The following is a 22,642-nucleotide window of genomic DNA, read 5'->3' on the forward strand; positions in this document are numbered from 1 at the left end:
ATTCCCGTAGTTTCCGTGTTAATCCAGGCTGGATCGATTAGATCCGGTCTTTGGCGTAGCGTCTACGTCGTGAGAGGGGGGCAGCGTTGGCCGACATAGCCGAGCTTGAGCGCGCGCTGAGCGGGCTCGCCGACCGCATCGCCACCCTAAGGGACAAACCCGAGCAGGGTGCCGCCCTGCGCGAGCTGCAGGCGGCGGAGGAGCTGCTCAGGAGCGCGCTGACCGAGCTGGCGCGTAGCCGCAGGCGCAAGGACGGCGGCAACCAGAGGGAGCAGAAGCTCCTGCGGCAGGTGTTCCGCGCGCTCCCGGTGCCGGTGATCATCATGGACACCGGCGGCACGGTCCGGCGGATCAACAACGAGACCACGCGCCTCCTCGGCAGCCCCGCGGGCTACCTCATCGGCCGGGCCTTCCCGCTTCTGATCGACGTGGCCAGCCGGGCGGCGTTCCGCTCGCACCTGACGGCCGTCCTGCGCAGCGAGGAGAGCGCGGCGTTCCTGACCCGCCTGGCTCACCAGGGCCGGACGCACACGGTCCGGCTGGTCCTCAGCAGGCTGCATATGCCGGGCGAGCCGCAGGAGATGATCGCGGCGGTCGCGCTGCCCACGGAGGTGCAGCTATCGGAGGCCCCCGATCCGGGCGGAGCCCCCGACGAGTCGGTGATCATGGCGGCGGCCCGGCGGCATGAGCTGCTCTCCCGGCTGACCCGGCTCCTGCTCGACGAGGAGAGCCTGCGCGAGCCGGTGGCGCTCATACGGGCGGCCCGCCTGCTCGCCACGGAGACGGCCGACTGGGTGGTCGCCGACGTGATCAGGGACGGAGTCCTCCAGCGGGCGACCGTCATCGGCCCCAACGACCAGCCGATCACCCGCCTTCAGCGGGCCATGGAGACGATGCCCCCGGCCGCCGCGCCGATCGTCGGCCAGGTCCTCGCCACGCAGAGCGGCATCGTGCACGAGATGCTCTCCGACGACTCGCTGCTCGGCGGCGACGTGCTGCAGGCCATGCGGGCCGGTTCGCTGCTCAGCGTGCCGATCCGGACCGACGACGAGGTCCACGGCGTCCTCACGCTGGTACGGCTGCGCGACCGGCCGCCGTTCGGCCTGGCGGACCTCGGCCTCCTTGAGGAGATCGGCCTCCACCTGGGGCTGGCCATGCGGGCTCAGCGCAGCTTCCAGCGCCGGGCGCACGCCGCCGACACGCTGCAGACGGGCGTCCTCCCCCGCACGTTGCCGGACATCCCGGGCTTCGAGACGGCGGCGATCTACCACCCCGGGTCGGGCCTGCGGGCGATCGGCGGCGAGTTCTACGACGTGTTCCCGGTGAAGAACGGCTGGGGCTTCGTGATCGGCAGCGCGGCCGGCCGGGGCGAGGAGGCCGCCGCCGTCACCGCGATGGTCCGCAACGGGCTGCGCGTGCTCAGCGTCTACGAGAGCGATCCGGGCGAGGCTCTGCGCAAGGTCAACGACGCGCTCGTCGCGCAGAACACGGGCCTGTTCGTGATGGCCGCGGCCGGCTTCGTGCGCGGCCGCAAGGTACGGCTGGCCTCCGCCGGGCACCACCCCGCGGCGCTGCTCCAGCCCGACGGCGGCGTCCGGTTCTCCGACGGCGGCGGCGTCCCCCTCGGGTTCGAGGAGGGCTCGGTGCCCGCCACGGAGGAGCTGACCCTGGCCACCGGGGAGACCCTCGTCCTCTACTCGGACGGCCTGGTCGGCTCGCAGAGCGCCACCGGGGAGAACTACGGCGAGGACCGGCTCACCGAGGTCCTCGCCCGCTGCGTGGGCCAGCCGCCCGCCAGTGTGGTCAAAGCGATCGAGGAGGACCACCGGGCGTTCTGCGGCGCCCACGTCGTCGACGAGGTCACCGTGCTCACTTTGCGGCGGTCGCGGTGAGGTGGCATTTGCGGCCGGGCTCGCTCGGATGGTGCACTTGACCGTTGTGAAGATGCGGCCAGGAGACCATCGCTCGGTGACCTACTCGGACGAGGCCGAGCTTGAGCCGGTGCTCGCCCCTTTCCTCTCGGAAGGGCTGGCGGGATCCGACAAGGTCCTCTACTTCACCGACATCACCCATCCGGCCATCGTGACCGGGCTGCTGCGGGCGTGGGGCGTCGGCCCCGACGCGTACATCGCGGACGGGAGGCTCGACGTGCGCCAGATGGAGACGAGCGACCCCGACCTGCTGGTGAACCACCTCGCCGAGGCCGCCCGGCAGGCGCGCGCCCAGGGCTACCGGGCTCTGCGCGTCACCGGTGAGATGAGCTGGGCCGTCCGCGAGGGCACGGCCAGGCTGGCGGCCTACGAGACCAAGGTCCAGAGCCTGTTCGACACAGGCCTCGCCATGGGCATCTGCCAGTACGACCGGCGGCTCTTCCAGCCAGTCGTTTTGGCCGAATTACAACGGATACATCAGGGAAGAGACATGGATTTGGAGTTCGACGGCGCGCTTATGCGCATCCGGCGAACCGTTGATCCGCCCGGCATCCGCGTGGAAGGCGAAGTGGACGCGAACACGCTTGGAGAGCTGAACAAGGCACTCTCGTCGGCGGTCCTTCGAGAGCCGGGCGACGTGCATGTGCATCTGGGCGAGGTCTCCTTCATCGACCTTTCCGGCCTGCGGGCGCTCGTCGACACGGCGGGCGCGATCGGCGACGGCCGGTCCCTCGTGCTGGACCCCGTTCCCGAGCACGTCCTCCAACTGATCAAGCTGATCGGCTGGGACGGCACACCGGGCTTGAGATTGCATGGGGGCGATCCCCGATGAGCGAAATGATCCATCAGGCCAGTCTGTACGGCTCGGACGCTGAGTTCCTCGACATGGCCGTGCCGTTCGTCCGGGACGGCCTGGCGAACGGCGAGCCCGTCATGGTGACCACGACATCGGGCAACCTCGAGCTTCTCGGCGAGGCCCTGGGCGACGACGCCAGGCACGTCGACTACGCCGAGACGGCATACTTCGGCCGCAGGACGGCGCAGCGGGCCACGGCGTTCCTCCGCTACTGGCGGCGCTACGCCGACCACAAGCGGGTGCGGATCCTCGCGGAGCCGGTCTGGTCGGGGAAGTCGGCCCGGGACGTGCTCGCGTGGAAGCGGATGGAGTCGGGCCTCAACCTGATCCTCGCCGGGACCGGCGTCTGGATGATCTGCCCGTACGACACCCGCACGGTCAGCGCCGACGTCGCCCGGGACGCCATGCGGACCCACCCGTCCCTGAGCGCCGACGGCAGGCAGATAGAGCCGTCGCCCACCTACGCCGACCCGGTGGACTTCATCGGCCAGTGCGACGCGGCGCCGCTGCCCGAGGCCCCGCCGGGCAGCCTCACCGTCACGATCGACGACCTGCAGGACGTGCGCCGGCTCGTGGCCGAGGAGGGGCGCCGGCGTGGCCTGACCGGCGAGCGGGCGACCATGCTCGCCGTGGCCGTGCACGAGGCGAGCCGCTACCTGGGCGTGCCGCTCACGGCCCGCGTCTGGGAGAGGTTCGGCGCTCTCGTCTGCGACCTGCGAGGACAGCGCGGACCGATCTCCGACCCCCTCGCCGGGTTCCGGCCGCCGGGCCCGGATGAGCGGCAGGAGGACGGGCTCTGGCTGGCCCGGCAGGTCTGCGACTACGTCGACATCCGGTCGGACGACTCCGGCTGCACGATCAGGCTCCAGGCGGCCACGTCACGCCTGCAAGAGAGCGCATGATTTTCCCGATTAGGTGTTTAGCGGGAATCAGACTAAGGTAAACAGCATCATAGATCGTGCCTAAGACGCAGGCACACCCTTTCAAGCCTTTCCGTCTTGAGGTGTGTGCTGCCATGGATATCGCGATCGTCTCCGCTCACGAGCTGACCCCTGACACTCCGGCCATCGCACGCGAGCTGGCTCGTGGCCACCGGGTGACCGTTTACACGCGTTCCAAGGCCAAGGGGACCGGCGTCGAGCACGTCCCGGCGGGGCCCGACGTCGAGCTCTCCGAGAGCGACCTTCTGCCCTACATCTCCGACTTCAGCGCGGGTCTGCGGCGGCGGTGGGCGAAGAACCGCCCCGACATCATCCACGCGCACTCGTGGACCAGCGGCCTCGCGGCCATCGCCGGCTCCGAGGGGCTCGGCGTTCCGGTCACCCAGACCTTCCACGCGCACGACACCGAGACCCCCGCGCCGGTCCGGCGACTGGAGTGCGCGATCGGCCGCCGCGCCCGCGCCGTGATCGCCACCTGCGCGGACGAGGAGTCCGAGCTGATCCGGATGGGCGTCCCCCGGCGCAACATCTCGGTCGTCCCCCACGGCGTCGACATCGAGCGGTTCCGCCGCCAGGGCCCGGCGTTCCCCCGCGGCGAGCGGCCGCGCCTCCTCCACGTCGGGCACATCGGCGCCGCCAGCGCGGTGGACGCCCTGCTCACCGTCCCGGAGGCCGAGCTCGTGATCGCGGGCGGCGACGACCTCAGCATCGAGCGGCTGCGCGTCCGCGCCACGGACCGCGGCGTCGCCGACCGGGTCGAGCTGCTGGGCATGGTGCCCCACACGGCGATGCCGAAGCTCATGCGCAGCGCCGACCTCGTGCTGACGCTCCCGCCGGCCGTTCCGACCGGTACGGCGGCGCTGGAGGCCATGGCCTGCGGAATTCCGGTGATCGCCTCGGCCGCCGGAGCCCACCTCGACTCGGTCGTGGACGGCGTGACCGGCTTCCTGATCCGGCCGGACCGGCCGGGCGAGTTGTCCGGGCGGATCCGCCAGCTCCTGGGCGACCCGACGCTGCGCACGGCGATCGGCTACGCCGCCGCCGACCGCGCCCGCTCCCGCTACTCGGTCGAGCGCATCAGCATGGAGCTCCTCCGGGTCTACGAGAAGACCTGCGCCTGAGCGGACGCTCATTAACAGGGTTACGGATGCGGAATTGGGGTGATTCCGTTATTGAAGTTAAATGCCGTGATTTGATGCGTCCATGTCACTTCATGGACCTGGTTTAGCGGTGGCGGCGGCGATCATCATCGCCGCCGCCACCGCGTGTGCGAGCGGGGATTCCACGAAGGTCTTCACCGCCGCCGGCGAATCCGCCGCCGACGTGTCCTCCACCTCCGGCGGAGAGGCGGTGACGGCGACAGTCACGGCGACGGTCACCGCCACGGTCGCGCCGTCGGCCCCCGCCACCCCGTTCAAGCGGCGGGTGACGCCGACGCCCCACCCGACGCCCCCGCCGACCCACCGGCCCGCACCGCCGGCGCTGAAGCTGGCCGAGCCCGCGAAGCCCAAACCCCGGGACGTGACCATGATTGCGCCGGAGCCCGCTCCGGACGACGACTACACGATCGCGGACCAGCCGTCCTCCAAGGAGGGGACCTTCGTCCCCGAGCAGCAGGGCGGCGGCGCTTACGGCACGCACCCGCCGGGCCCGTCCGGCACGGCCGGCACGCCGGGCTCCTCGGGATCCTCGGGCTGGTCAGGCGGCGCCAACGGTTCAACCGGCTCGGGCGGCTCATCCGGCTCCGGTGGCTTGGCCGGCTCCACGACCGGGGCCGGATGGGGCAGCCCCATCCTGGTCGAGGACTTCAACGGCACCCAGATCGACCACGGCAAGTGGGGCGTCTACAACTCCCCCAGCGCGCGGGTGAACCCCCGCACCTCCCAAGCGACCAGCGTCGGCGGCGGCATGCTCCGCCTCACCGACGGCTTCTACGGCGGGAGGGACATGTCGGGGGGCGTTTCCAGCTCGCTGAACCAGATGTACGGCCGGTGGGAGGTCCGCTTCAGGACCGAGCGGGGCGCCGGGTACTCCCCCGTCGTGCTGCTGTGGGGCGAGGAGCGCAAGGCGGAGTTCGCCGAGATCAACATCGCGGAGATCGGCGATCCGACCCGGCAGAAGGCCGGCATCTTCGTTCATGTGGGCCACCAGACCGTGGCGCAGAGCGTGATGCGGACCGACTTCACCCAGTGGCACACGGTGGCCGTGGACTGGCTGCCCGACCGGCTGACGTTCTGGCTCGACGGCAGCCCGGTCTGGAACTACACCGGTTCCCCGATCCCCGGGAACCAGACCATGGGCCTGACGCTGCAGAACGACATCGTGTGCACTCAATGGGCGCCGTGCCGCGACGCCACCACCCCCGACGCGGTCACGATGTACGTCGACTGGGTGCGGATCTACCGGGCTCCCCGGTGAGGGCGGCCGCCTTCAGGGATAGGTGAAGGAGCAGGCGGTCGCCGCCGTCGGCGAGGTCGAGCCCTGTGAGGTGCTCGGCCTTGCCCAGCCGGTAGTAGAGCGTCTGGCGGTGCACGCCGAGCCGGGCGGCCGTCTCCTGGGCGTGGCCGGCGTGGTCCAGGTACGCCTCGACCGTGCCGGCCAGCTCGCCGCCGGCCGTCGACAGCGCGGCGGACTCGGCCGCCAGCTCGGCCAGGTCGCGGGGCGACAGCTTGGCGAGCAGGCGGTAGACGCCAAGCTCGGGCCAGCCGGCGACGGGGGCGTGCCGTTCGACGTGTTCGGCCACCCGCAGGGCCACCAGCGCCTCCCGCCAGCTCTCCCACGCCTCCTCCGGGTCGTCGCGGGGTCCCCCGATTCCGGCAGCCCTGCCGTACATGTCGTGCAGCCGTCCGGCGACCTCGGCGGCCTGCGGCGCGGGGGCGAGCACGGCGACGAGCGGCTCGTCGGGGCTGGGGTCGGTGAGCACGCCGCGCGGGAGCGTCCAGGGCGCCCCCGCGCGGTCCGGCGAGGTCCGTACGGCTATCGCCGCCACGGGGCCCTCGGCCGTCACGCCGGCGGCGGCCCGAATGCCGGGGTCGGCCGAGAAGAAGTCCCGGAGCCGGGCGTGCCGGCCGCGCGCCTCCCGCGCCAGGCGCGCCGCCGCGCGGGCCACCAGCGGCGCCACCGCGGCCAGCCGTTCGTCGGTCAGCCCCTTCGAGGCGCCGGAGCCGGAGTCGCCAGGGCCGGAGTCTTCAGGGCCCGCGTCGAGAGAGCCCGCCTCCCTGGGGCTCGCGTCGAGCACCCAGAGGTACCCGTAGTTGACCCCGCCGTGCCGCAGTGGCACGCACACCCGCCCCAGCATGCCCGGCAGGCCCGGGATGCGGACCGGCCCGGTCGCCGTGGCGATGCCGTACGCCTCGAAATAGGCGCGCACCTCGTCGGTGGCCCGCCTGCGGAGGATCGACTCCTGCCTGACCGTGTCGATGGTCCCGCTCTGCGCGCCGTACGCCAGGAGGTTGAACGAGCGGTCCTCGATCGTGACCGACGCGTCGAGCAGCCGGGCGATCTCATCGGCGATGTCCTGCATGCGGTCCATTGTTGTACATCTGTATGAAAACGCTGTGGCGGATGTCCGTGGACCAGTCGTGAGCTGCGGATTTAGCCTGTGGACATGCTCGGTTCACTGCTTCTCGCGGGCTCGAGGAGCCCGCTCGCCCGGAAGGCCGTGTCGGGGTTCCCGCTCACGCGCGGGGTCGTCGACCGGTTCGTCGCCGGGGAGTCCACCGCGGACGCCGTCGCCGCCACCCGCCGCCTGACCGGTTCGGGGCTGGCCGTGACGATCGACCACCTCGGCGAGGAGGTCCGCGACACGGGGGCGGCGATCGGCACGACCAAGGCGTACGTGACCCTGCTGGACGCGCTCCGCCCGCTGGGGCTGGGCCGCCGCGCCGAGGTGTCGGTGAAGCTCTCGGCCGTCGGGCAGGCGCTCGACGGCGCCATGGCGCTCGAACACGCCCGGCAGATCTGCTCGGCCGCCCGCGACTGCGGCTCCACCGTCACGCTCGACATGGAGGACCACACCACGGTCGACTCCACGCTGGAGATCCTCCGCGCGCTGCGCGAGGACTTCCCCGAGACCGGCGTCGCGATCCAGGCCTATCTGTTCCGCAGCGAGGCGGACTGCCGTGATCTCGCCGGGTCGCGGGTGCGCCTGGTGAAGGGGGCCTACCGCGAGCCCGCCTCGGTCGCCCACCAGAGCAAGACCGAGGTGGACAAGGCGTACGTCCGGTGCCTGCGCGTCCTCATGGCGGGCACGGGATATCCGATGGTGGCCACCCACGACGACCGGCTGATCGCCATCACGGAGCTGCTGGCCGACCGTAACGACCGCGAGCGGGACAGCTACGAGTACCAGATGCTCTACGGCATCCGAACCGACAAGCAGGAGGCGCTCGCGGGCGCCGGGTCGCGGGTCCGGGTCTACGTGCCCTACGGCGACGACTGGTACGGCTACTTCATGCGCCGCCTCGCCGAGCGCCCGGCCAACGTCGCCTTCTTCCTGCGTTCCTTGAGGGGTAAGTAAATGGATGCGATCACGAACGTCCCGGTCCCGGCGAACGAGCCGGTGTACGGCTACGCGCCCGGCAGCGCCGAGCGCTCCGCCCTGGAGAACCGGATCAAGGAGCTCCAGGGCGCCCAGCTCGACCTCACGATGACGGTCGGCGGCGAGCAGCGGATGGCGGGCGGCGCCCCCATCGACGTCGTCCAGCCGCACAACCACGCCTCGGTGCTCGGCCGGATGGGCGACGCCACCGCCGCCGACGTGCGGGCCGCGATCGACGCCTCCCTTCACGCGGCCCCGGCCTGGCGGGCCCTGCCGTTCGAGGAGCGGGCGGCGATCTTCCTCAAGGCGGCCGACCTGCTGAGCGGCCCGTGGCGGGCCACCCTCAACGCCGCCACGGTCCTCGGGCAGTCGAAGTCGGCCCAGCAGGCCGAGATCGACGCGGCCTGCGAGCTGATCGACTTCCTGCGGTTCAACGTCTCGTACGCCCGGCAGCTGCTGAACGAGCAGCCGGTGTCGTCTCCCGGCGTGTGGAACCGCATGGAGTATCGGCCGCTGGAGGGCTTCGTGCTCGCCATCACGCCGTTCAACTTCACCGCCATCGCCGGAAATCTGCCGACTTCCGCGGCTTTGATGGGAAATGTCGTCGTATGGAAGCCGTCGCCGACGCAGCAGTTCGCCGCGCACTTCACGATGCGGCTGCTTGAGGCGGCCGGGCTGCCGCCGGGCGTCATCAACCTGGTGACGGGCAACGGCGCAGCCGTCTCCGAGGTGGCGCTGGCGCATCCGGAGCTGGCCGGCATCCACTTCACCGGCTCCACGGCCACCTTCCAGCACCTCTGGCGCACGGTCGGCGAGAACATCGCCGGCTACCGGGGCTACCCGAGGATCGTCGGCGAGACCGGCGGCAAGGACTTCGTCCTCGCCCACCCTTCGGCTTCCGCCGAGGTGCTGACGACGGCCCTGGTGCGGGGCGCGTTCGAGTACCAGGGCCAGAAGTGCTCGGCGGCCTCGCGGGCGTACGTGCCCAGGTCGCTGTGGGCGCGCATGCGGGACGACTTCGTCTCCGTGGCCGAGTCGCTGACCGTCGGCGACGTGGCGGCCGACCTGTCCACGTTCATGGGCGCCGTGATCGACGAGCGGGCGTTCGCCAAGCACAGGCAGGCCATCGACCGGGCCCGCTCGACGGGCTCCATCAACGTGCTCACCGGGTCGTATGACGACTCGACCGGATATTTCGTGAAGCCGACCATCCTGGAGTGCTCCAACCCCACGGACGAGGTCTTCGTGAAGGAGTACTTCGGCCCCATCCTCGCGGTCCACGTCTACGACGACTCGTCGTACGACTCGGTCCTCGACCAGATGGAGGGCGTCACGCCGTACGCGCTGACCGGCTCGGTCATCGCCCAGGACCGGTACGCCATCACGGCGGCCGCGGAGCGGCTGCGCTTCGCGGCGGGCAACTTCTACATCAACGACAAGCCCACCGGGGCGGTCGTCGGCCAGCAGCCGTTCGGCGGCGCCCGGGCCTCCGGGACCAACGACAAGGCGGGGTCGATCTTCAACCTGATCCGCTGGGTCAACGCCCGCACGATCAAGGAGACCTTCGTCCCGCCCACCGACCACCGCTACCCCCACATGGGCTGACTTGCCTCAGCCGGGTCGGCGGCAGGTTGACCCGGACAAGCCCGGCTACCCCGGCGGCGTCGGGGTAGCCGCCATAACCACTGCCCCTGCGGCCCGACGCGCGGGACTTGCCTTCGCGCTCGGCCCGAGCCTTCAGCGTCCGCTCAGTGGCGTCAGGGACATCCCTGATCCGCATGGTTCCATGCAAGCAATTTGGCATGCGGAATGCATGCGGTTCCGAGCCGCCGGGTTTCCCTTACGAACCTCGGGGCGCCGGCGTACGGCCTGGCCGCGGAGATCGGGTGAGCGCTATCGTCCGCCGTTCGGTGTCTCCGTTCACTCTCCCGGCCCCAGCCCGTGCCGCTTCGCCCAGGCGTTGATCGCCGTGGCGATGGCCTCGGGCCGGTCCTCCGGGGCATGATGGCCGGCCGGGCCGCAGTGCTCGATTTCCAGGCCGGCGATCGTCTCCGCGCACCAGTCGGCCATCTCCTTCCCGATGAGCAAGGTCGGCGAGGAGTCGAAGGTGAGCAGCAGCTTGGGGACGTCGTCGCTGCCGGCGAGCCATTCGTCGTAGCGCTCGACCCGGCCGGCCACGTCGGCCGGCTCGCCGTCGAGCGGCAGCGAGCGCGCCCACTCAAGAAGCGGGCGGCGGCTCTCGCGGGTGGGATACGGCGCTCGGTACGGTTCCATGTCCTCCTGGCTCAGCGGCGTCAGCACCCCTCCGGTGAACGCCGTCTCGATGAGGAAATTCTGGTCAAGCACCAGCGACTCGCCCTTCGGGCCGCGCACGGTCTCGGCGCGGGAGCGCGGGCCGTCGCCCAGCTCGCTCCAGGACATCGGCCGGACGATCGTCTCGAAGAAGGCCACGCCGCGGACGCGGCCGGGGTGGCGGGCCGCCCAGTCGAAGGCGAGCGCGCCGCCCCAATCGTGGCCGACGAGCACCACGTCCTCCAGCCCCAGCCGCTCGAACCAGGCGTCCAGATAGCGGGCGTGGTCGGCGAACCGGTACGGCACGCCGGGCTTGCCTGACCGGCCCATGCCGATGAGGTCAGGCGCGAGCAGGTGAGCGGGCCCACCGATCCCGGGCAGCACCTTCCGCCACAGGTGGGACGAGCTGGGGTTGCCGTGCAGGAAAACGAAGGGGGTGCCGCTGCCGGTTTCCTCGTAGTACATCGTCGAGTCCAGCACGTCGATCACGGGCATGGGATGTCCTCTCAGTCCGTTAGTTACGCTAACGTTTGTCGCGCTAACGAACATATATCGTTAGTCCGACTAACGCAAAGGGTAGGATCATCGGTATGAGCAGCGGCGTGCCCGACATGACGGACCACGGGGATGAGCACGACACCCCTGCCCGGCTGCGAAGCCTGCCGACCCGGCTTCTGTCACTGGTCGCCATGCACTCCGACCGCCTGGTGACCGAGGGGCTGGCCGCCGCGGAGGCCCGCAAATGGCATTACGCCGTCCTGGTGACGCTGCGGGAGTCCGGCCCGGCCAGCCAGGCGGAGCTGAGCCGCCGGACCGGCATCTACCGCAGCGACCTCGTCGCCGTCATCAACGAGCTGGCCGACCGCGTTCTCGTCGAACGCGCCCCGGATCCCGCCGATCGCCGCCGCAACGTGATCACCATGACCCGGCAGGGCCGCGACCACCTGCGCAGACTCGACAAGCTGCTCGCCACCCTCCAGGACGAGGCGCTCGCGCCCCTGACCCAGCCGGAACGCGACCAGCTGACTGAGCTGCTCACCCGCCTCCTCGACCACCACGCGAGGTCCCACGGCCAGGACGCCTGAGCGGGGCCGGACGCGCCGCTCCCCCAGCGCCACTCCGGACGCCGCTCCACGCGGGCAGCCCAGCCGGACGGCCCCTGCCCCGGTCCGCCGTCTCGGCGTCCCTGGGACGGATTGCCGGCCAAGCCCGCTTGAGAGAGCGGACGTCCGTCATGCGCTTCCCCTGAGACCGGAACGGTTCTTGTAACGGTGGGTCGGGCTTCGTCCAAGTAGGGGTGTGTTCAGACGCATGGCAAGGAGCGCTGATGCGCCCTAAACAGACGAGCCTTAAACAGACCCTGAAACAGACGAGCCTGGCGGACGTCGTCCGCGATCCCGAGGCGTTCGAAGCCTTCTACCGGCGTCACTTCGACGCCGTGACCCGGTTCCTGGCCAGGCGGGTGGCTGACCCGCACACCGTGGCCGATCTCACGGCCGAGGTGTTCCTCGCCGTCCTCGACTCGGCGCACACCTACCGGGTGGGGCGTGGCAGTGAGACCGCCTGGCTGTACGGCGTGGCGCGCAACACCCTCTACGCCGAATGGCGGCGCTCGGCCAGGGAGTCGCGCGCGACCAGCCGGATGGCGGGGCATCGCCCGCTCGACCCCGACGACGTGGCGCGCCTGGAGGACCGGATCGACGCCGAGTCACCGGCCCGCCGCGCCCTTGAGGCCATGGCCGAGCTGCCCGAGAGTGAACGCGCGCTGCTGGAGTTGGTGGCCGTCGACGGCCTCAGCCCCGCTGAGGCCGCCGCCGCGCTCGGCATCCGGCAGGGCACCGCCCGAGTCAGGCTTCACCGCGCCCGGCGCTTCATCCAGCAGGTTCCCGGTGTCCTGCCGGTGATGGGAGGAACGAGTTGAACAGCACTTTCGAGGACAGGCTCCTCGCGGAGCTCAAGGCGGAGATCGCGGCACGGGCGGCACAGGGGCGCGCCCCGGCCGCGCGCCGGTTGACCGGCCAGCGGTTCCTGGCCATGGCCGGAGTCGTCGCGGTCGCCGCGGGCACGGCGGTCGCCGTACCCATGGTGATCGGGTCGCAGACCCCGGCGTACGCGGTGACGAAGAACGCGGACGGTTCGATCAACCTGTGGATCAAGGAGTTCAGGGATCCGCGGCAGGTCGAGAGGGACCTGGCAGAGCTGGGTGTGCGGGCCGACATCACCTACCTGCCCCTGGGCAAGCAGTGCGGAAACGCCCGCGCCCCCTTCGTGGCGGGCGATCACACCTCCACGACGCCACAGGAACTGGCGAGCAAGGATCCGGCCGTCCAGGCGAGGATACGGAAGAGGGCGGAGAACACGGCTTCCGTCAAAGCCATCCGCCCGGAGAACGGCATCACGATCTATCCCCGATACATCAAGCCCGGCCAGATCGTCCTGATCGAGGTGATGGAGAACCCGGTGGAGCCGACCGTGAAGCGCTCCGGGGTCGCCTGGCAGTTCAGCGGCCGCCTGACGGACGGCCCAGTCGAACCATGCCAGATCGTCGACGACCCCTCGGCGTTCGACATCGGAACCGGCACGCCACCGGCCGGCAGCTGATCCGCTGTGCCGTACGGCTCCGCGGGCCGTACGGCACGGCCGGACGCCGGCGGCGAGGCCCACGGGCCTGTGATGAGGGGCATCACACGGTGATGACGACCTTGCCGCGTGCGTGGCCGTTCCGCAGGTGCCGGACGGCGTCGGGGGCCTCTTTCAGGGAGTACGTCCTGTCGATGACCGGCGTGACCTTTCCGGCCTCGATGAGCTCCGTCAGGAGCTGCAGGTCTTCCCTGGGCTGCGTCGCGAACAGCCCGCGCAGGTTCTGGCTCACGAACGGCGACAGCATGAGCGCCTTGAACAGGCGCTCCGTGCCTCCGAACCACCGTCCTTCCCCTTCGCCGCCGATGATGACGAGAGTCCCTCCGGGGGTGAGGGCACGCCGGAGATGGGACAGCGAACGGTTGCCCGCGGTGTCGAGGATGAGGTCGTAGCGGCGCGCCCGGTCGGCGAAGTCGTCGCGTGTGTAGTCGATGACGTCGTCCGCGCCGATCGATCGGACCAGGTCCGTCTTCGCCGTGCCGCACACGCCGGTGACCTCCGCCCCGAGGGCCTTGGCCAGCTGCACCGCGAACGTTCCCACGCCTCCACCCGCACCGATGATCAGAACCTTCTGCCCCGGCCGCACCCGTCCCTGGTCGCGAAGGCCCTGGAGGGCGGTGCAGGCGGAGATGGGGACGGCGGCCGCCTGCTCGAAGGTGAGGTTCGCCGGCTTCGGCGCGAACCTCTCCTCGGGACCGCACGCGTACTCGGCGAAGGAGCCGTCGCAGGTGCCGAACACCTCATCGCCCGGCCGGAACCGGGTCACGTTGGCGCCGACCGCCTCAACGCGCCCCGCCACATCGGTGCCCCGGATGCGGACCTTGGGCGCCCGGACCCCGTAGCCCAAGGCGCGGACCAGGTACGGCAGGCCGGTCATGAGGTGCCAGACGCTCGGATCGACGCCGGCCGCGTTCACCCGCACGAGCAGGTCGTTCTCCCCGGCCACCGGCTGGCCGACTTCCCTGAGCTCCAGGACGTCCGGCGAGCCGTACCTGTCTTGGACGATGGCCTTCATGGTGTCTCCTCTTCACTGTCCGGGTATTGGAACACGTCGTCGAGCGGGACCTTGAAGACCCGGGCGATCTGAAACGCCATTTCGAGGGAGGGCGAGTAGCGGCCCTGCTCGATGGCGATGATGGTCTGACGGGTCACGCCGATGCGGTCCGCCAGATCCGCCTGCGTCATCTCCCCGTGCGCGAATCGGAGGGATCGGATGCTGTTCGTGACCCTGGTCGGCTTCACCACGGCAGACCCCGGCGGTAGGCGACGATCTTCGCCGCGGATCCGAGGAGCGACGACAGGACGAACGCCAGGTAGATCGTGTTGGCGATCCAGAAGTAGCTCAGCTCGGCCATCGACATGCCGAGTGCCGCGACTCCGCCCGTGATGACGAACGATTGGCCGATGTGGTCGCCGAAGCGACTGATCTCCCTGTCGCGCTGGTCCTTCTTGTCGGCGTCCTTGGGAGAGACGATGGCGGTCACGATATTGAGCACGATCGACGCCGTGATCGAGGCGCCGACGGTCCACAGCAGCGCCGCTACGTACGGCACCTCGGCAAGAGGGGTGGTTCCCGCCCGGCTGAGGATGATGACGAGGTACGCCGCGTACGCGCCGACCGTGACCACCACCATGATCCACGCGCGCTTCTCTTCGAATGCCATGCCCCGAATGTAAAGCAAAGCAGACATCGTGTCTAGTTTTCTTAACTCCATGCCGCATACCAGGAGGTTGCGATGGGCCGAGCACCGTCAGTGGTCACTTTCGACGGCGACGAGACTCTGTGGGATTTCCAGGGGGCGATGCGGCGCGCGCTGGAGGGTGCGGCGGAGGCGTTCGACGCGGCGGGATTCACACGGGCCGATGGGCCGGTCACCGCGCGATGGCTGGCGGAGGTCCGGGAAACGACGGCCGCGCGCCCGGAGCTTCGTCTGGCGCGGATGGAGGACATCCGCCTGACGGCCTTCGAGGAGTCGGCCAGGCAGACGGGCGCGGGCCCGGAGTTCGCGCGGACGGTCTTCGGCGCCTACATGGAGGCCCGGCATGCCGGCGTGCGCCTGTACGCCGACTCGTCGCCGTGCCTGGAGGCGTTGGCCGCGATGGGACTCCGCCTCGGTCTGATCACGAATGGCAATTCGAGGCCGGATCTGCTCGGGCTCGGGGATCTCCTCGCGGTCACCGTCGTCGCCGCCGACTGCGGGCACCGCAAACCCGATCCGGCCATCTACCGGTGTGCCGCCGCGCGGCTCGGCGTCGCGCCGGAGGACTGCGTGCATGTGGGCGACCACATCACCGAGGACGTGGACGCCTCAGCCGCCGCCGGAATGCGGGCGGTCTGGCTCGTCCGCGGCGGCTTGGCGTCACCCGCTCCTCATGCCGAAGCGGCGTGGCGAACGGTCCGCACACTCCCGGAGCTGCCCGCCCTGCTCAGCGAAGCGGCGGGGAGCGCCCCTTAGCCGCCCGCTCCTCTCGCGGGGCGCCGGGCGGGGGGGGTACGGGGGGTACGGCCGGGCGGCTCGCGATCGTGCCCCCCGTGACGGAGGGTCAGCCCCGCTCGGGAACGGCCATCTCGCCGAGGAGGGACCAGTCGTCCTGCGGAACCGTCATGTTGACGATGCGCGGCGTCTCGGCGAGGTGGGGCGGCAGGGTCTGCTGCGCCTTCTTGAAGTGCTCGGACTGGACGTGCGCCGCCCCGGCGTCCCCGTCTCTGAAGGCCTCGACCAGCACGTACTCGGCCGGGTCCTCGACACTGCGGGACCAGTCGAACCAGAGGCAGCCGGGCTCGGCACGTGTCGCCTCGGTGAACTCACCGGCGATCTCGGGCCACCGGTCGGCCTCCTCCGCCAGCACCCGGAACTTCGCGGTAATGAAAATCATGAAATCTCTCTCGACGAATCAGACGAATCAGCGGATACGCACCAACGATGCTAGTAACTCACCGATGAGCGGCCTTCCCCGGAGGGCGGATCCGCGGTCGCCGATCGGCCCATGACCGCGAGACGGGGATGGTCAGAGGGCGGCCACCGCGGGGATGACCTCGGCGCCTATCGTCTCCAGCGGCGTCAGCCGGTGGACGTCCTTGACCATGCCCAGCGCCTCGCTGAAGCCCAGCTCGGCCAGGTGTCCCAGGTCGTCGACGATCTTCTGAGTCCCCTGGGTGACGTCGTAGATGTAGTAGACGGTCTTCACGATCTCGTCGTAGTCGCGGCCCTCGGCCTCGCAGTGGGCGCGCAGCACGTCGAGCTTCCTGGCCAGGTCGGGGCCGGCGAACAGGTTGCAGGCCTGCGCGTACCGCGCGACGAGGCGGAGGGTCTTCTTCTCCCCGCCGCCCCCGATCATGATCGGCGGGTGCGGCCGGGACAGCGGCTGCGGCCGGTTCAGCGGGCGTTCCAGCTGGTAGTGCCTGCCGTTGTAGGGCTTCTCGTCGCCCGACCACATGCGCAGGCAGATCTGGACGGTCTCCTCCAGCCGCTCGAACCGCTCCGCGACCGGCGGGAAGGGGAACCCCAGCCCCCGGGACTCCTCGTCGTTCCACGCCGCGCCGATGCCGAGCCACGCCCGGCCGCCGGAGAGCACGTCGAGAGTAGAAACGATCTTGGCGAGGAGCCCCGGCTGACGGTAAATGGTCCCGGTGACAAGAGTCAGCAGCTTGGCCCTGGACGTGTGGGCGGCCAGATAACCCAGGGTGGTGTACGCCTCCAGCATGTCGTCCTCCGGCGGGCCCACCACCCCGATCTGGAAGAAGTGGTCCATCACCGTGATCGTGGCGAAGCCGGCGTCGTCCGCCGTCTTCGCGATCGCCGCCAGATCGGCGCCGAGCGTGGCCGGCCCTCCGGGATAGGTGAAACCATTGATCTGCAGTCCGACCTTCATGAAACGACCTCCGGGGGCGACGTCCAGACCATTCCATATTTACATGGAAGCGCCCCCGAAGTGGATCAGGTTGCGAAGATCTCCCGCATGGCGGGCCAGCTTCCGGCCCGGCAGTAGACGGGGATGATGCCGATGGGGACGTCGCGCGATGTCACGGCCCCTCCGGCGAGCTCGTCGCCCGACCACACATCCACCCAGCGACCCTCCGGCAGGTAGGTCTCCCACGTCGCCGCTCCCGGCTCGGTGACCGGGTGGACCGGCAGCGCGTCTCCGAGCGGGGCGGCCTGAAGGACGTGGCCTCGCAGTACACCGACGACGAGCACCGGCATGCCGACTACCGGGTGTTCGCGGGGCAGGCGCTCCGGGAGGTCACCGACGACAACGACGGCGACAACGACGGGGACAACGACCTGGCCCACGCCTTCGACCGCTACAACTGGGACTCCGCGACCGGCGAACCGGCCGCCGTGTCGCGGTACCTCTGCACGTTCTGACCGCCCGCCGGCCGCCCGTCTCAGGCGGAGATGTCCCGCCAGGCGACGACGTGGTTCACGCGGAGCCGTACGAGCCACTCGCCGGGCACGCCGTTGCGCTCACCGAACTCGGCGGCGCGGTCCTCCCCCATGTACCGGACGCCGATCGCGGTGGCCCACTTGAGCAGCTCGTCGAGCTCGGACGACGGCGTGGCCGTGCCCTCGATCATGACGTAGGAGTACGGCGGCCGCTGGTCGTCGACGCACAGCGTGGCCCGTGGGTCGCGCGCGAGCGCCTTGCCCTTGACGCTGCTCTCCTCCGTGGTGAACACCACGTCGTCGCCGTCGAGGACGAACCAGATCGGGGTCACGTGCGGCCTGCCGTCGGACCGGGTGACTCCGAGCTTGCCCGTCCGCGTCCCGGCCATCACGAACTCGCGCCATTCGGCGTCGGTCATCCGTTCCATGGATCCAACGCTACGCGGTGGAGCGGCGCGGCTTCTTCGCGGCGGCGTCCAGTGCGGCGGCCTCTTCGGGCGTGGGGGCGGTCCCGCCGAGGTGGGCGGGCTGCCACCAGACCCCCTGCGGGGTCTCCGGGTAGTCTCGCTGGGCTCGGTCGAGGAGCTCCGCCATGCGCCGCCGCAGTTCCGTGGTGAGCGCGCCGATGTCGTCGCCCGGCTCGGGGCGGATGGGCTCGCCGATCAGGATGGTGATCGGCACATGCCGCTGGGTCAGCCTGCGCGGCCGTCCCTTGGTCCAGAGCCGCTGGCCGCCCCAGAGGGCGACGGGGATCAGGGGAACCCCGGCCTCGGCGGCCATCCGGATGGGGCCGCTCTTGATGTCCTTGACCGTGAAGGACCGGCTGATCGTGGCCTCGGCGAAGTTGCCGACGATTTCGCCGGACTTGAGCGCTCTCACCGCCGCGTCGAACGCTCCGGCTCCGGCCGACCTGTCGACGGGGATGTGGTGCATGCCCCGCATCAGCGGCCCGGCGACCGGGTTGGCGAAGACCTCCTTCTTCGCCATGAACCGCACGAGACGCCCCGCGGGCCGCGCGGCGAAGCCGGCGAAGATGAAGTCGAGATAGCTGACATGGTTGCTCACCATGACCGCGCCGCCCGACCGCGGAACGCGTTCGGAGCCCTCAATGTGAAACTTGAGGTCCAGCAGCTTGAAGGCGGCCAGGGCGGTCCAGATGACCGGCGGGTACACGATCTCAGCCATGCCTGAACCGTAACCTACGACCCAGTAACTTGCGCCCTCTCCACCCCCCACCCGCGCGTGATCATGCACGGTTTCCCGGGTAGGGCGCCCCGCCGGCCGCAATCCGGCGCGTGATCATGCGAGAATTCCCCGCCACCCATTCTCAGCTGCGGCAACCCATCTCGTGAGCATGCACGTTTGCCGGAGTGCTTGATCACGAACGTCCTCCTGGCTGCTCACTGCCTGTGACGTGGAACCCGCGCATGATCACGAACGCCGAAGTCCCTGCTTGGCCCCCCCGTCCAGGAACCTGTGCATGATCACGCCGAAGAGGGGCGGCGAGTCAGTGACCCCGGAAGGCCTCCTCCAGCCACCAGGAGGCCTCGGCGGTCACCTTGGCATGGACGACGAGCGGCCTGTCGCGCGGGCTCTTCAGCCACTCGGCGACCCCCGCCAGATCGCCTCTCTCCCGTACGGCCACTGCCTCGCAGCCGAAGCCGCGGGCGATCTCCGCGATGTCCACCGGAGGGAAGGTCACGGTCTCCAGCGGGAACCCGTCCAGCCCGAAGTGATGCACCTCGGCCCCATAGGCGTCGTCGTCGTAGACCACGACCACCATGGGGATGCCCAGCCGTACGAGCGTCTCCAACTCCGCGACGCTCATCAGCGCTCCGCCGTCGCCGAGGGCGGCCACCGGGAGTCGGTCCGGCCGGGCGAGGGCGGCGCCGATCGCGCTGGCCAGCCCGAGGCCGATCGACTGGAACGCCTGCGTGAAGCAGAACGACGCCTCATCGGGCACCGATAGGTACATCGCCGGATATCCCATGAAATTGCCGGAGTCGACGGCGACAAGCCGTTCCTCAGGGAGCAGATCGTCCAGCTCGATCGAGAGCGTCCGCGGGTCGATCCGACCGTTCCCGCTCGTGTCGTCGTACGGAACGTCCCGCCAGCGCACCTCCCGCGCGATGCGTTCCGCGAGCTCCGGGCTCCGGTAACCACGGCTTACCGCGTCACCGGAAGTCCCGAGTGAGGCGCGCACGGCCCGCGCGGTCTCCCGCACGTCGCCGACGACGCCGAGATCGACCGGGCGGTTTGCGCCGATGGCGTCGGGATCGAGGTCCACCTGGACGAGCTTGGTGTCCGGCCCGATCAGCGTGCCGTGCCGGGTGGTCCACATGGTGAGGGAGCAGCCCCAGGCGACGATGACGTCGGCTTCGCGGATCAGCTCCGCCGCCAGCGGCGACGCGAATCCACCGCTCACGTCCAGGTCCCACGGGCTGCCGCGGAAAAGGCCCTTCATGACCGCCGACGTCGTGAGCAGGGCGCCCACCTCGCCGGCCAGATCTTCCAGCTCGTGGCGGGCGCCACGCGCCCCACGCCCGGCAAGGAACACCGGCCGCTCGGCCGCCGCCAGCAGGTCCGCGAGCCGTCCCATGGCCTCAGACGGCGACGAGGGCGCGGCCGGCTCCTCACCGGACTCCCACGCCTGGTCAGTGGGGCGTTCCTGGTCGCTCGGGAAGGTCAGGCCCCAGGGGGTGGCCGCCAACCGGCTCACCGCGTCCTGATGCCCGCGCCCGCGACCGGCCCGCAACTCCTGTACGGCATGCGCGACCTCGTCGGGTAGGACCTCGGCCTGCACGTCGAGGGGCAGGTTGAGCAGCACGGTCCGGCGGCCCAGCAGCGCGGCGAGGAACGCCATCACCGTGTCGTCCACCACGGTCTCCGCCGAGGACACCCGGGCCCCGTGCGCGCCCACCGCCGACGCGAGAGCGGCCTGGTCGATCCGGAAGTTGGACAGCGGAGCGGTCGCCTCAGCGGCGAGCACGATCAGGGGCGTGCGGCTCTTGGCCGCTTCGGTGATGCCGGTCAGCGCGTTCGTCAGGCCCGGCCCCTGGTGGACGCTGAGCACGGCCACCGTCCCGCTCATCCGGGCGTAGGCGTCGGCCATGGTCGCCGCGCCGCCCTCGTGCCGGGCGGCGACGTATCGCACACCGTGCCGGACGAGGGAGTTGGTGACGTGGAAGTTGCCGCTGCCGACGACGCCGAAGGCCGCCCGGACGCCTAAGGAGGCGAGGACCGCGCCGACGGCCTCGGCGACGTTCACCGCTCCACCAGGGCGAGAACGCGGGCCGGGCTGCCCGAGCCGCCGACGATCGGCAGCGGACCGGCGATGACGACCGACCCCGTGGGAGGCAGCCGGTCGAGGTTGCGTAGCTGGGTCAGGCCGTACTTGCCCGCGCCGAGCAGGAAGGAGTGGCAGGGGAAGGCCGGGTCGAACGAGTGCGCCGCCCCGGCGTCGGTGCCGACGGTCTCGACGCCGATGCCGGCGATCGGCGTCCGCTCGGCGAGGTGGCGCGCGCATTCGACCGAGATGCCGGGCGTGTGCGGGCCGGTCTCGTTGGCGTTCAGGAAGTCGGCCTGATCGTGGGCGCGGGAGTCCCAGCCGGTGCGGAAGAGGAGCCAGCCGCCCTCCGGCAGCGGACCGTGCTCCTTCTCCCAGGCGGTGACGTGGTCGATCTCAAGGAGGAAGTCGGGATTCTGTCTCGCTTGTTCGGTGAAGTCGAGCACCACCGCGGGTCCGATGAGCTTTTTGGCGGGGACCTGCGACACGTCCTCCCCGTCCCGCGCGGTCACCCAGTGGATTGGCGCATCGAAATGGGTGCCGGTGTGCTCGCCGGTCGAGATGTTGTTCCAGTACCAGGCCGGGCCGCGGTCGTCGTACCGGCTGATCTCCTGGAGCGTGAACGGCGCCGTCTGCCCGAACGGTTCGGGCAGCAGCAGGATCGGTGTCGTCTCGCTCAACGGCGCGGTCAGATCGAGCACCTCGATCCCCCCGCTCCGGATGCCCTCCACCAGATCCCGCAACACCGACATGCGCGCCTCCGATCGTCTCCCGAATCAGTGAAATCCTCCTACAGTCCAACACCCAAACGCCAGGATCGCCGCGCGATCGCCGTGACGTGATCCACCAGTGATCGGCGCTGAGAGATTCGAATCACGATATGGGCTTTCGCAGCTGAACTCCCGTAAGGTAGACGGCCCGGACCTCTGGATTATTGACCACCGATAACATTCCGGACGGCAGCGCCAGATCGTACATCAGCCCAGCCACCCTGCCATCTCCGGCCAGCCTCTCCAGATAATCCAGTGCGATTCTCTTCCTGAGCAGCAGTTCGCGGTCGGAGGCGGTGAGGTTCGCCAACCACGCACGAAAGGGTTTGACGACGGAGTCGTCGCATTCAGCAAGGGAGAGGTATCTGCAATTCGAGTCCGCCCAGGCGATGGGGAGTCGGCCTCCCCCCGCGGGGAAGAGAGCCTTCTGTGCACCGCCGAGATCGGCCTTCTCCAACTCCTCGTCGGTCATCCCCCGCTTGAGCTCTACGATCACCGTGACCATGAAATGGTCATCGTCCATCCATTTCAGTACATGTGCAACCTGGCGCTTCGCCAGCTCATTTCGACCCTTGCCCGCCATGTACCGTTCAAGCGTGTACGTGGCGTCGTCTTTTTCGAGCGGATGGAAGTCGAGGTCGCCTTCCGTGTCCGTGCGTATGGTCACCTCCTTACGAGTGCCAGCTCCAGCCGAATCGAACCCGGTCTGCGGTATGGACTCGACAGCGATCAGGATCTCATCTTTCTCGGCCCGTACGTTCCGAACCGAATCCGCATCCAGGTCGACGAAATAATCCGGCCGGATTATCGATAGCGCAACCCCGTACAACTCTCTCAGATGTTGAGACGGCTGGCCGGCCACTTCGGATCGAGTTCCGGTCGCGATACACGCGCTAATAGATGCCATGAGCAGCACGACAAGCGTCGCCGACGCCACGACTCGTCTCTCCGATCGCATCAGATATTCCCTCCTAGGCTACCGCCCGAGGCTCTTCCATTGA

General features: G+C 69.9%; 25 protein-coding genes. 12 read left to right on the forward strand and 13 right to left on the reverse strand.

Annotated features, from left to right (window positions below):
* The first annotated feature begins 86 nt into the window (after window positions 1–86).
* The 5 genes from ABH927_RS05150 to ABH927_RS05170 all read left to right on the forward strand — a co-directional run bounded on the left by ABH927_RS05150 (window position 87) and on the right by ABH927_RS05170 (window position 6,146).
* Window positions 87–1,892, forward strand: a complete 1,806-nt coding sequence (locus ABH927_RS05150; protein WP_370018534.1) for a SpoIIE family protein phosphatase — start codon at window positions 87–89, stop codon at window positions 1,890–1,892.
* A gap of 46 nt (window positions 1,893–1,938) precedes the next feature.
* On the forward strand, window positions 1,939–2,763 hold the full coding sequence (locus ABH927_RS05155) for an MEDS domain-containing protein (protein WP_370019034.1): 825 nt from the start codon (window positions 1,939–1,941) through the stop codon (window positions 2,761–2,763).
* Window positions 2,760–3,689: an anti-sigma factor RsbA family regulatory protein gene (locus tag ABH927_RS05160; RefSeq protein ID WP_370018535.1), complete on the forward strand. Its 930-nt coding sequence runs from the start codon at window positions 2,760–2,762 to the stop codon at window positions 3,687–3,689. Before ABH927_RS05155 ends, ABH927_RS05160 begins: the two co-directional genes overlap by 4 nt.
* A gap of 113 nt (window positions 3,690–3,802) precedes the next feature.
* On the forward strand, window positions 3,803–4,849 hold the full coding sequence (locus ABH927_RS05165; protein WP_370018537.1) for a glycosyltransferase: 1,047 nt from the start codon (window positions 3,803–3,805) through the stop codon (window positions 4,847–4,849).
* Between the two features lie 109 nt (window positions 4,850–4,958).
* A complete protein-coding gene (locus tag ABH927_RS05170; RefSeq protein WP_370018539.1) occupies window positions 4,959–6,146 on the forward strand; it encodes a glycoside hydrolase family 16 protein in 1,188 nt (395 codons plus the stop codon).
* Here ABH927_RS05170 and ABH927_RS05175 read toward each other — a convergent pair.
* Window positions 6,100–7,260 (reverse strand): PucR family transcriptional regulator, encoded by a 1,161-nt coding sequence (locus ABH927_RS05175; protein ID WP_370018541.1) that lies wholly within the window; start codon window positions 7,258–7,260, stop codon window positions 6,100–6,102. The two genes, ABH927_RS05170 and ABH927_RS05175, sit on opposite strands and share 47 nt — an antisense overlap.
* Window positions 7,261–7,335: 75 nt before the next feature.
* Here ABH927_RS05175 and ABH927_RS05180 point away from each other — a divergent pair, with 75 nt between their 5' ends.
* Entirely contained in the window at window positions 7,336–8,247 is a 912-nt protein-coding gene (locus ABH927_RS05180) for a proline dehydrogenase family protein (protein ID WP_370018542.1), read from the forward strand.
* Entirely contained in the window at window positions 8,248–9,873 is a 1,626-nt protein-coding gene (gene pruA / locus ABH927_RS05185) for an L-glutamate gamma-semialdehyde dehydrogenase (RefSeq protein ID WP_370018544.1), read from the forward strand.
* A 315-nt stretch (window positions 9,874–10,188) separates the two neighbouring features.
* Here pruA and ABH927_RS05190 read toward each other — a convergent pair whose 3' ends face one another.
* Complete coding sequence (locus ABH927_RS05190) at window positions 10,189–11,055, reverse strand: haloalkane dehalogenase (protein ID WP_370018545.1); 867 nt, start codon at window positions 11,053–11,055, stop codon at window positions 10,189–10,191.
* Between the two features lie 95 nt (window positions 11,056–11,150).
* On the opposite strand from ABH927_RS05190, the gene ABH927_RS05195 reads away from it, so the two are divergent.
* The 3 genes from ABH927_RS05195 to ABH927_RS05205 all read left to right on the forward strand — a co-directional run bounded on the left by ABH927_RS05195 (window position 11,151) and on the right by ABH927_RS05205 (window position 13,161).
* The gene (locus ABH927_RS05195) at window positions 11,151–11,645 is read left to right on the forward strand and encodes a MarR family winged helix-turn-helix transcriptional regulator (protein WP_370018547.1); all 495 of its coding nucleotides are present in this window, start codon (window positions 11,151–11,153) and stop codon (window positions 11,643–11,645) included.
* A gap of 242 nt (window positions 11,646–11,887) precedes the next feature.
* Window positions 11,888–12,481: an RNA polymerase sigma factor gene (locus ABH927_RS05200; protein ID WP_370018549.1), complete on the forward strand. Its 594-nt coding sequence runs from the start codon at window positions 11,888–11,890 to the stop codon at window positions 12,479–12,481.
* Window positions 12,478–13,161 (forward strand): hypothetical protein, encoded by a 684-nt coding sequence (locus ABH927_RS05205; RefSeq protein ID WP_370018551.1) that lies wholly within the window; start codon window positions 12,478–12,480, stop codon window positions 13,159–13,161. Before ABH927_RS05200 ends, ABH927_RS05205 begins: the two co-directional genes overlap by 4 nt.
* Before the next feature lie 82 nt (window positions 13,162–13,243).
* On the opposite strand, the gene ABH927_RS05210 is transcribed toward ABH927_RS05205, so the two are convergent.
* The 3 genes from ABH927_RS05210 to ABH927_RS05220 are packed head-to-tail and all read right to left on the reverse strand — an operon-like array spanning window position 13,244 to window position 14,864.
* A complete protein-coding gene (locus ABH927_RS05210) occupies window positions 13,244–14,215 on the reverse strand; it encodes an NAD(P)-dependent alcohol dehydrogenase (RefSeq protein WP_370018553.1) in 972 nt (323 codons plus the stop codon).
* A complete protein-coding gene (locus ABH927_RS05215; protein WP_370018555.1) occupies window positions 14,212–14,445 on the reverse strand; it encodes a helix-turn-helix transcriptional regulator in 234 nt (77 codons plus the stop codon). Before ABH927_RS05215 ends, ABH927_RS05210 begins: the two co-directional genes overlap by 4 nt.
* Window positions 14,439–14,864: a hypothetical protein gene (locus tag ABH927_RS05220; RefSeq protein WP_370018557.1), complete on the reverse strand. Its 426-nt coding sequence runs from the start codon at window positions 14,862–14,864 to the stop codon at window positions 14,439–14,441. Before ABH927_RS05220 ends, ABH927_RS05215 begins: the two co-directional genes overlap by 7 nt.
* 72 nt (window positions 14,865–14,936) lie before the next feature.
* Here ABH927_RS05220 and ABH927_RS05225 point away from each other — a divergent pair, with 72 nt between their 5' ends.
* Window positions 14,937–15,656 carry an HAD family hydrolase gene (locus tag ABH927_RS05225; RefSeq protein WP_370018559.1) on the forward strand — a complete coding sequence of 240 codons (720 nt, stop codon included), beginning with the start codon at window positions 14,937–14,939 and terminating at the stop codon, window positions 15,654–15,656.
* An 88-nt stretch (window positions 15,657–15,744) separates the two neighbouring features.
* On the opposite strand, the gene ABH927_RS05230 is transcribed toward ABH927_RS05225, so the two are convergent.
* The 3 genes from ABH927_RS05230 to ABH927_RS05240 all read right to left on the reverse strand — a co-directional run bounded on the left by ABH927_RS05230 (window position 15,745) and on the right by ABH927_RS05240 (window position 17,402).
* Window positions 15,745–16,077 (reverse strand): putative quinol monooxygenase, encoded by a 333-nt coding sequence (locus ABH927_RS05230; RefSeq protein ID WP_370018560.1) that lies wholly within the window; start codon window positions 16,075–16,077, stop codon window positions 15,745–15,747.
* Between the two features lie 132 nt (window positions 16,078–16,209).
* Window positions 16,210–17,073, reverse strand: a complete 864-nt coding sequence (locus ABH927_RS05235; protein WP_370018562.1) for an LLM class F420-dependent oxidoreductase — start codon at window positions 17,071–17,073, stop codon at window positions 16,210–16,212.
* 65 nt (window positions 17,074–17,138) lie between these two features.
* On the reverse strand, window positions 17,139–17,402 hold the full coding sequence (locus ABH927_RS05240) for a hypothetical protein (protein WP_370018564.1): 264 nt from the start codon (window positions 17,400–17,402) through the stop codon (window positions 17,139–17,141).
* Between ABH927_RS05240 and ABH927_RS05245 the strand changes: the two genes are divergently transcribed.
* The gene (locus tag ABH927_RS05245) at window positions 17,325–17,567 is read left to right on the forward strand and encodes a hypothetical protein (protein WP_370019057.1); all 243 of its coding nucleotides are present in this window, start codon (window positions 17,325–17,327) and stop codon (window positions 17,565–17,567) included. The two genes, ABH927_RS05240 and ABH927_RS05245, sit on opposite strands and share 78 nt — an antisense overlap.
* A gap of 20 nt (window positions 17,568–17,587) precedes the next feature.
* Here ABH927_RS05245 and ABH927_RS05250 read toward each other — a convergent pair whose 3' ends face one another.
* From ABH927_RS05250 to ABH927_RS05270, 5 genes are all read right to left on the reverse strand, one after another.
* Entirely contained in the window at window positions 17,588–18,013 is a 426-nt protein-coding gene (locus ABH927_RS05250) for a PPOX class F420-dependent oxidoreductase (RefSeq protein ID WP_370018566.1), read from the reverse strand.
* Between the two features lie 10 nt (window positions 18,014–18,023).
* On the reverse strand, window positions 18,024–18,770 hold the full coding sequence (locus tag ABH927_RS05255; RefSeq protein WP_370018567.1) for a lysophospholipid acyltransferase family protein: 747 nt from the start codon (window positions 18,768–18,770) through the stop codon (window positions 18,024–18,026).
* Between the two features lie 322 nt (window positions 18,771–19,092).
* Window positions 19,093–20,853, reverse strand: a complete 1,761-nt coding sequence (locus tag ABH927_RS05260; RefSeq protein WP_370018568.1) for a thiamine pyrophosphate-binding protein — start codon at window positions 20,851–20,853, stop codon at window positions 19,093–19,095.
* Window positions 20,850–21,623: a cyclase family protein gene (locus ABH927_RS05265; RefSeq protein ID WP_370018570.1), complete on the reverse strand. Its 774-nt coding sequence runs from the start codon at window positions 21,621–21,623 to the stop codon at window positions 20,850–20,852. Before ABH927_RS05265 ends, ABH927_RS05260 begins: the two co-directional genes overlap by 4 nt.
* A 121-nt stretch (window positions 21,624–21,744) precedes the next feature.
* Complete coding sequence (locus ABH927_RS05270; protein ID WP_370018572.1) at window positions 21,745–22,599, reverse strand: hypothetical protein; 855 nt, start codon at window positions 22,597–22,599, stop codon at window positions 21,745–21,747.
* Between the last annotated feature and the right edge of the window lie 43 nt (window positions 22,600–22,642).

Origin of the sequence: Planotetraspora sp. GP83, assembly GCF_041262585.1 — a bacterium.
Classification (GTDB): Bacteria; Actinomycetota; Actinomycetes; order Streptosporangiales; family Streptosporangiaceae; genus JAOEGB01.

Coding starts and splice junctions, on each gene's coding strand:
- ABH927_RS05160 (WP_370018535.1), top strand. CDS start 2,760: ATGAGCGAAATGATCCATCAGGCCAGTCTGTACGGCTCGGACGCTGAG.
- ABH927_RS05165 (WP_370018537.1), top strand. CDS start 3,803: ATGGATATCGCGATCGTCTCCGCTCACGAGCTGACCCCTGACACTCCG.
- ABH927_RS05175 (WP_370018541.1), bottom strand. CDS start 7,260: ATGGACCGCATGCAGGACATCGCCGATGAGATCGCCCGGCTGCTCGAC.
- ABH927_RS05180 (WP_370018542.1), top strand. CDS start 7,336: ATGCTCGGTTCACTGCTTCTCGCGGGCTCGAGGAGCCCGCTCGCCCGG.
- pruA (WP_370018544.1), top strand. CDS start 8,248: ATGGATGCGATCACGAACGTCCCGGTCCCGGCGAACGAGCCGGTGTAC.
- ABH927_RS05190 (WP_370018545.1), bottom strand. CDS start 11,055: ATGCCCGTGATCGACGTGCTGGACTCGACGATGTACTACGAGGAAACC.
- ABH927_RS05195 (WP_370018547.1), top strand. CDS start 11,151: ATGAGCAGCGGCGTGCCCGACATGACGGACCACGGGGATGAGCACGAC.
- ABH927_RS05200 (WP_370018549.1), top strand. CDS start 11,888: ATGCGCCCTAAACAGACGAGCCTTAAACAGACCCTGAAACAGACGAGC.
- ABH927_RS05210 (WP_370018553.1), bottom strand. CDS start 14,215: ATGAAGGCCATCGTCCAAGACAGGTACGGCTCGCCGGACGTCCTGGAG.
- ABH927_RS05220 (WP_370018557.1), bottom strand. CDS start 14,864: ATGGCATTCGAAGAGAAGCGCGCGTGGATCATGGTGGTGGTCACGGTC.
- ABH927_RS05225 (WP_370018559.1), top strand. CDS start 14,937: ATGGGCCGAGCACCGTCAGTGGTCACTTTCGACGGCGACGAGACTCTG.
- ABH927_RS05230 (WP_370018560.1), bottom strand. CDS start 16,077: ATGATTTTCATTACCGCGAAGTTCCGGGTGCTGGCGGAGGAGGCCGAC.
- ABH927_RS05235 (WP_370018562.1), bottom strand. CDS start 17,073: ATGAAGGTCGGACTGCAGATCAATGGTTTCACCTATCCCGGAGGGCCG.
- ABH927_RS05240 (WP_370018564.1), bottom strand. CDS start 17,402: ATGCCGGTGCTCGTCGTCGGTGTACTGCGAGGCCACGTCCTTCAGGCC.
- ABH927_RS05250 (WP_370018566.1), bottom strand. CDS start 18,013: ATGGAACGGATGACCGACGCCGAATGGCGCGAGTTCGTGATGGCCGGG.
- ABH927_RS05255 (WP_370018567.1), bottom strand. CDS start 18,770: ATGGCTGAGATCGTGTACCCGCCGGTCATCTGGACCGCCCTGGCCGCC.
- ABH927_RS05265 (WP_370018570.1), bottom strand. CDS start 21,623: ATGTCGGTGTTGCGGGATCTGGTGGAGGGCATCCGGAGCGGGGGGATC.
- ABH927_RS05270 (WP_370018572.1), bottom strand. CDS start 22,599: ATGCGATCGGAGAGACGAGTCGTGGCGTCGGCGACGCTTGTCGTGCTG.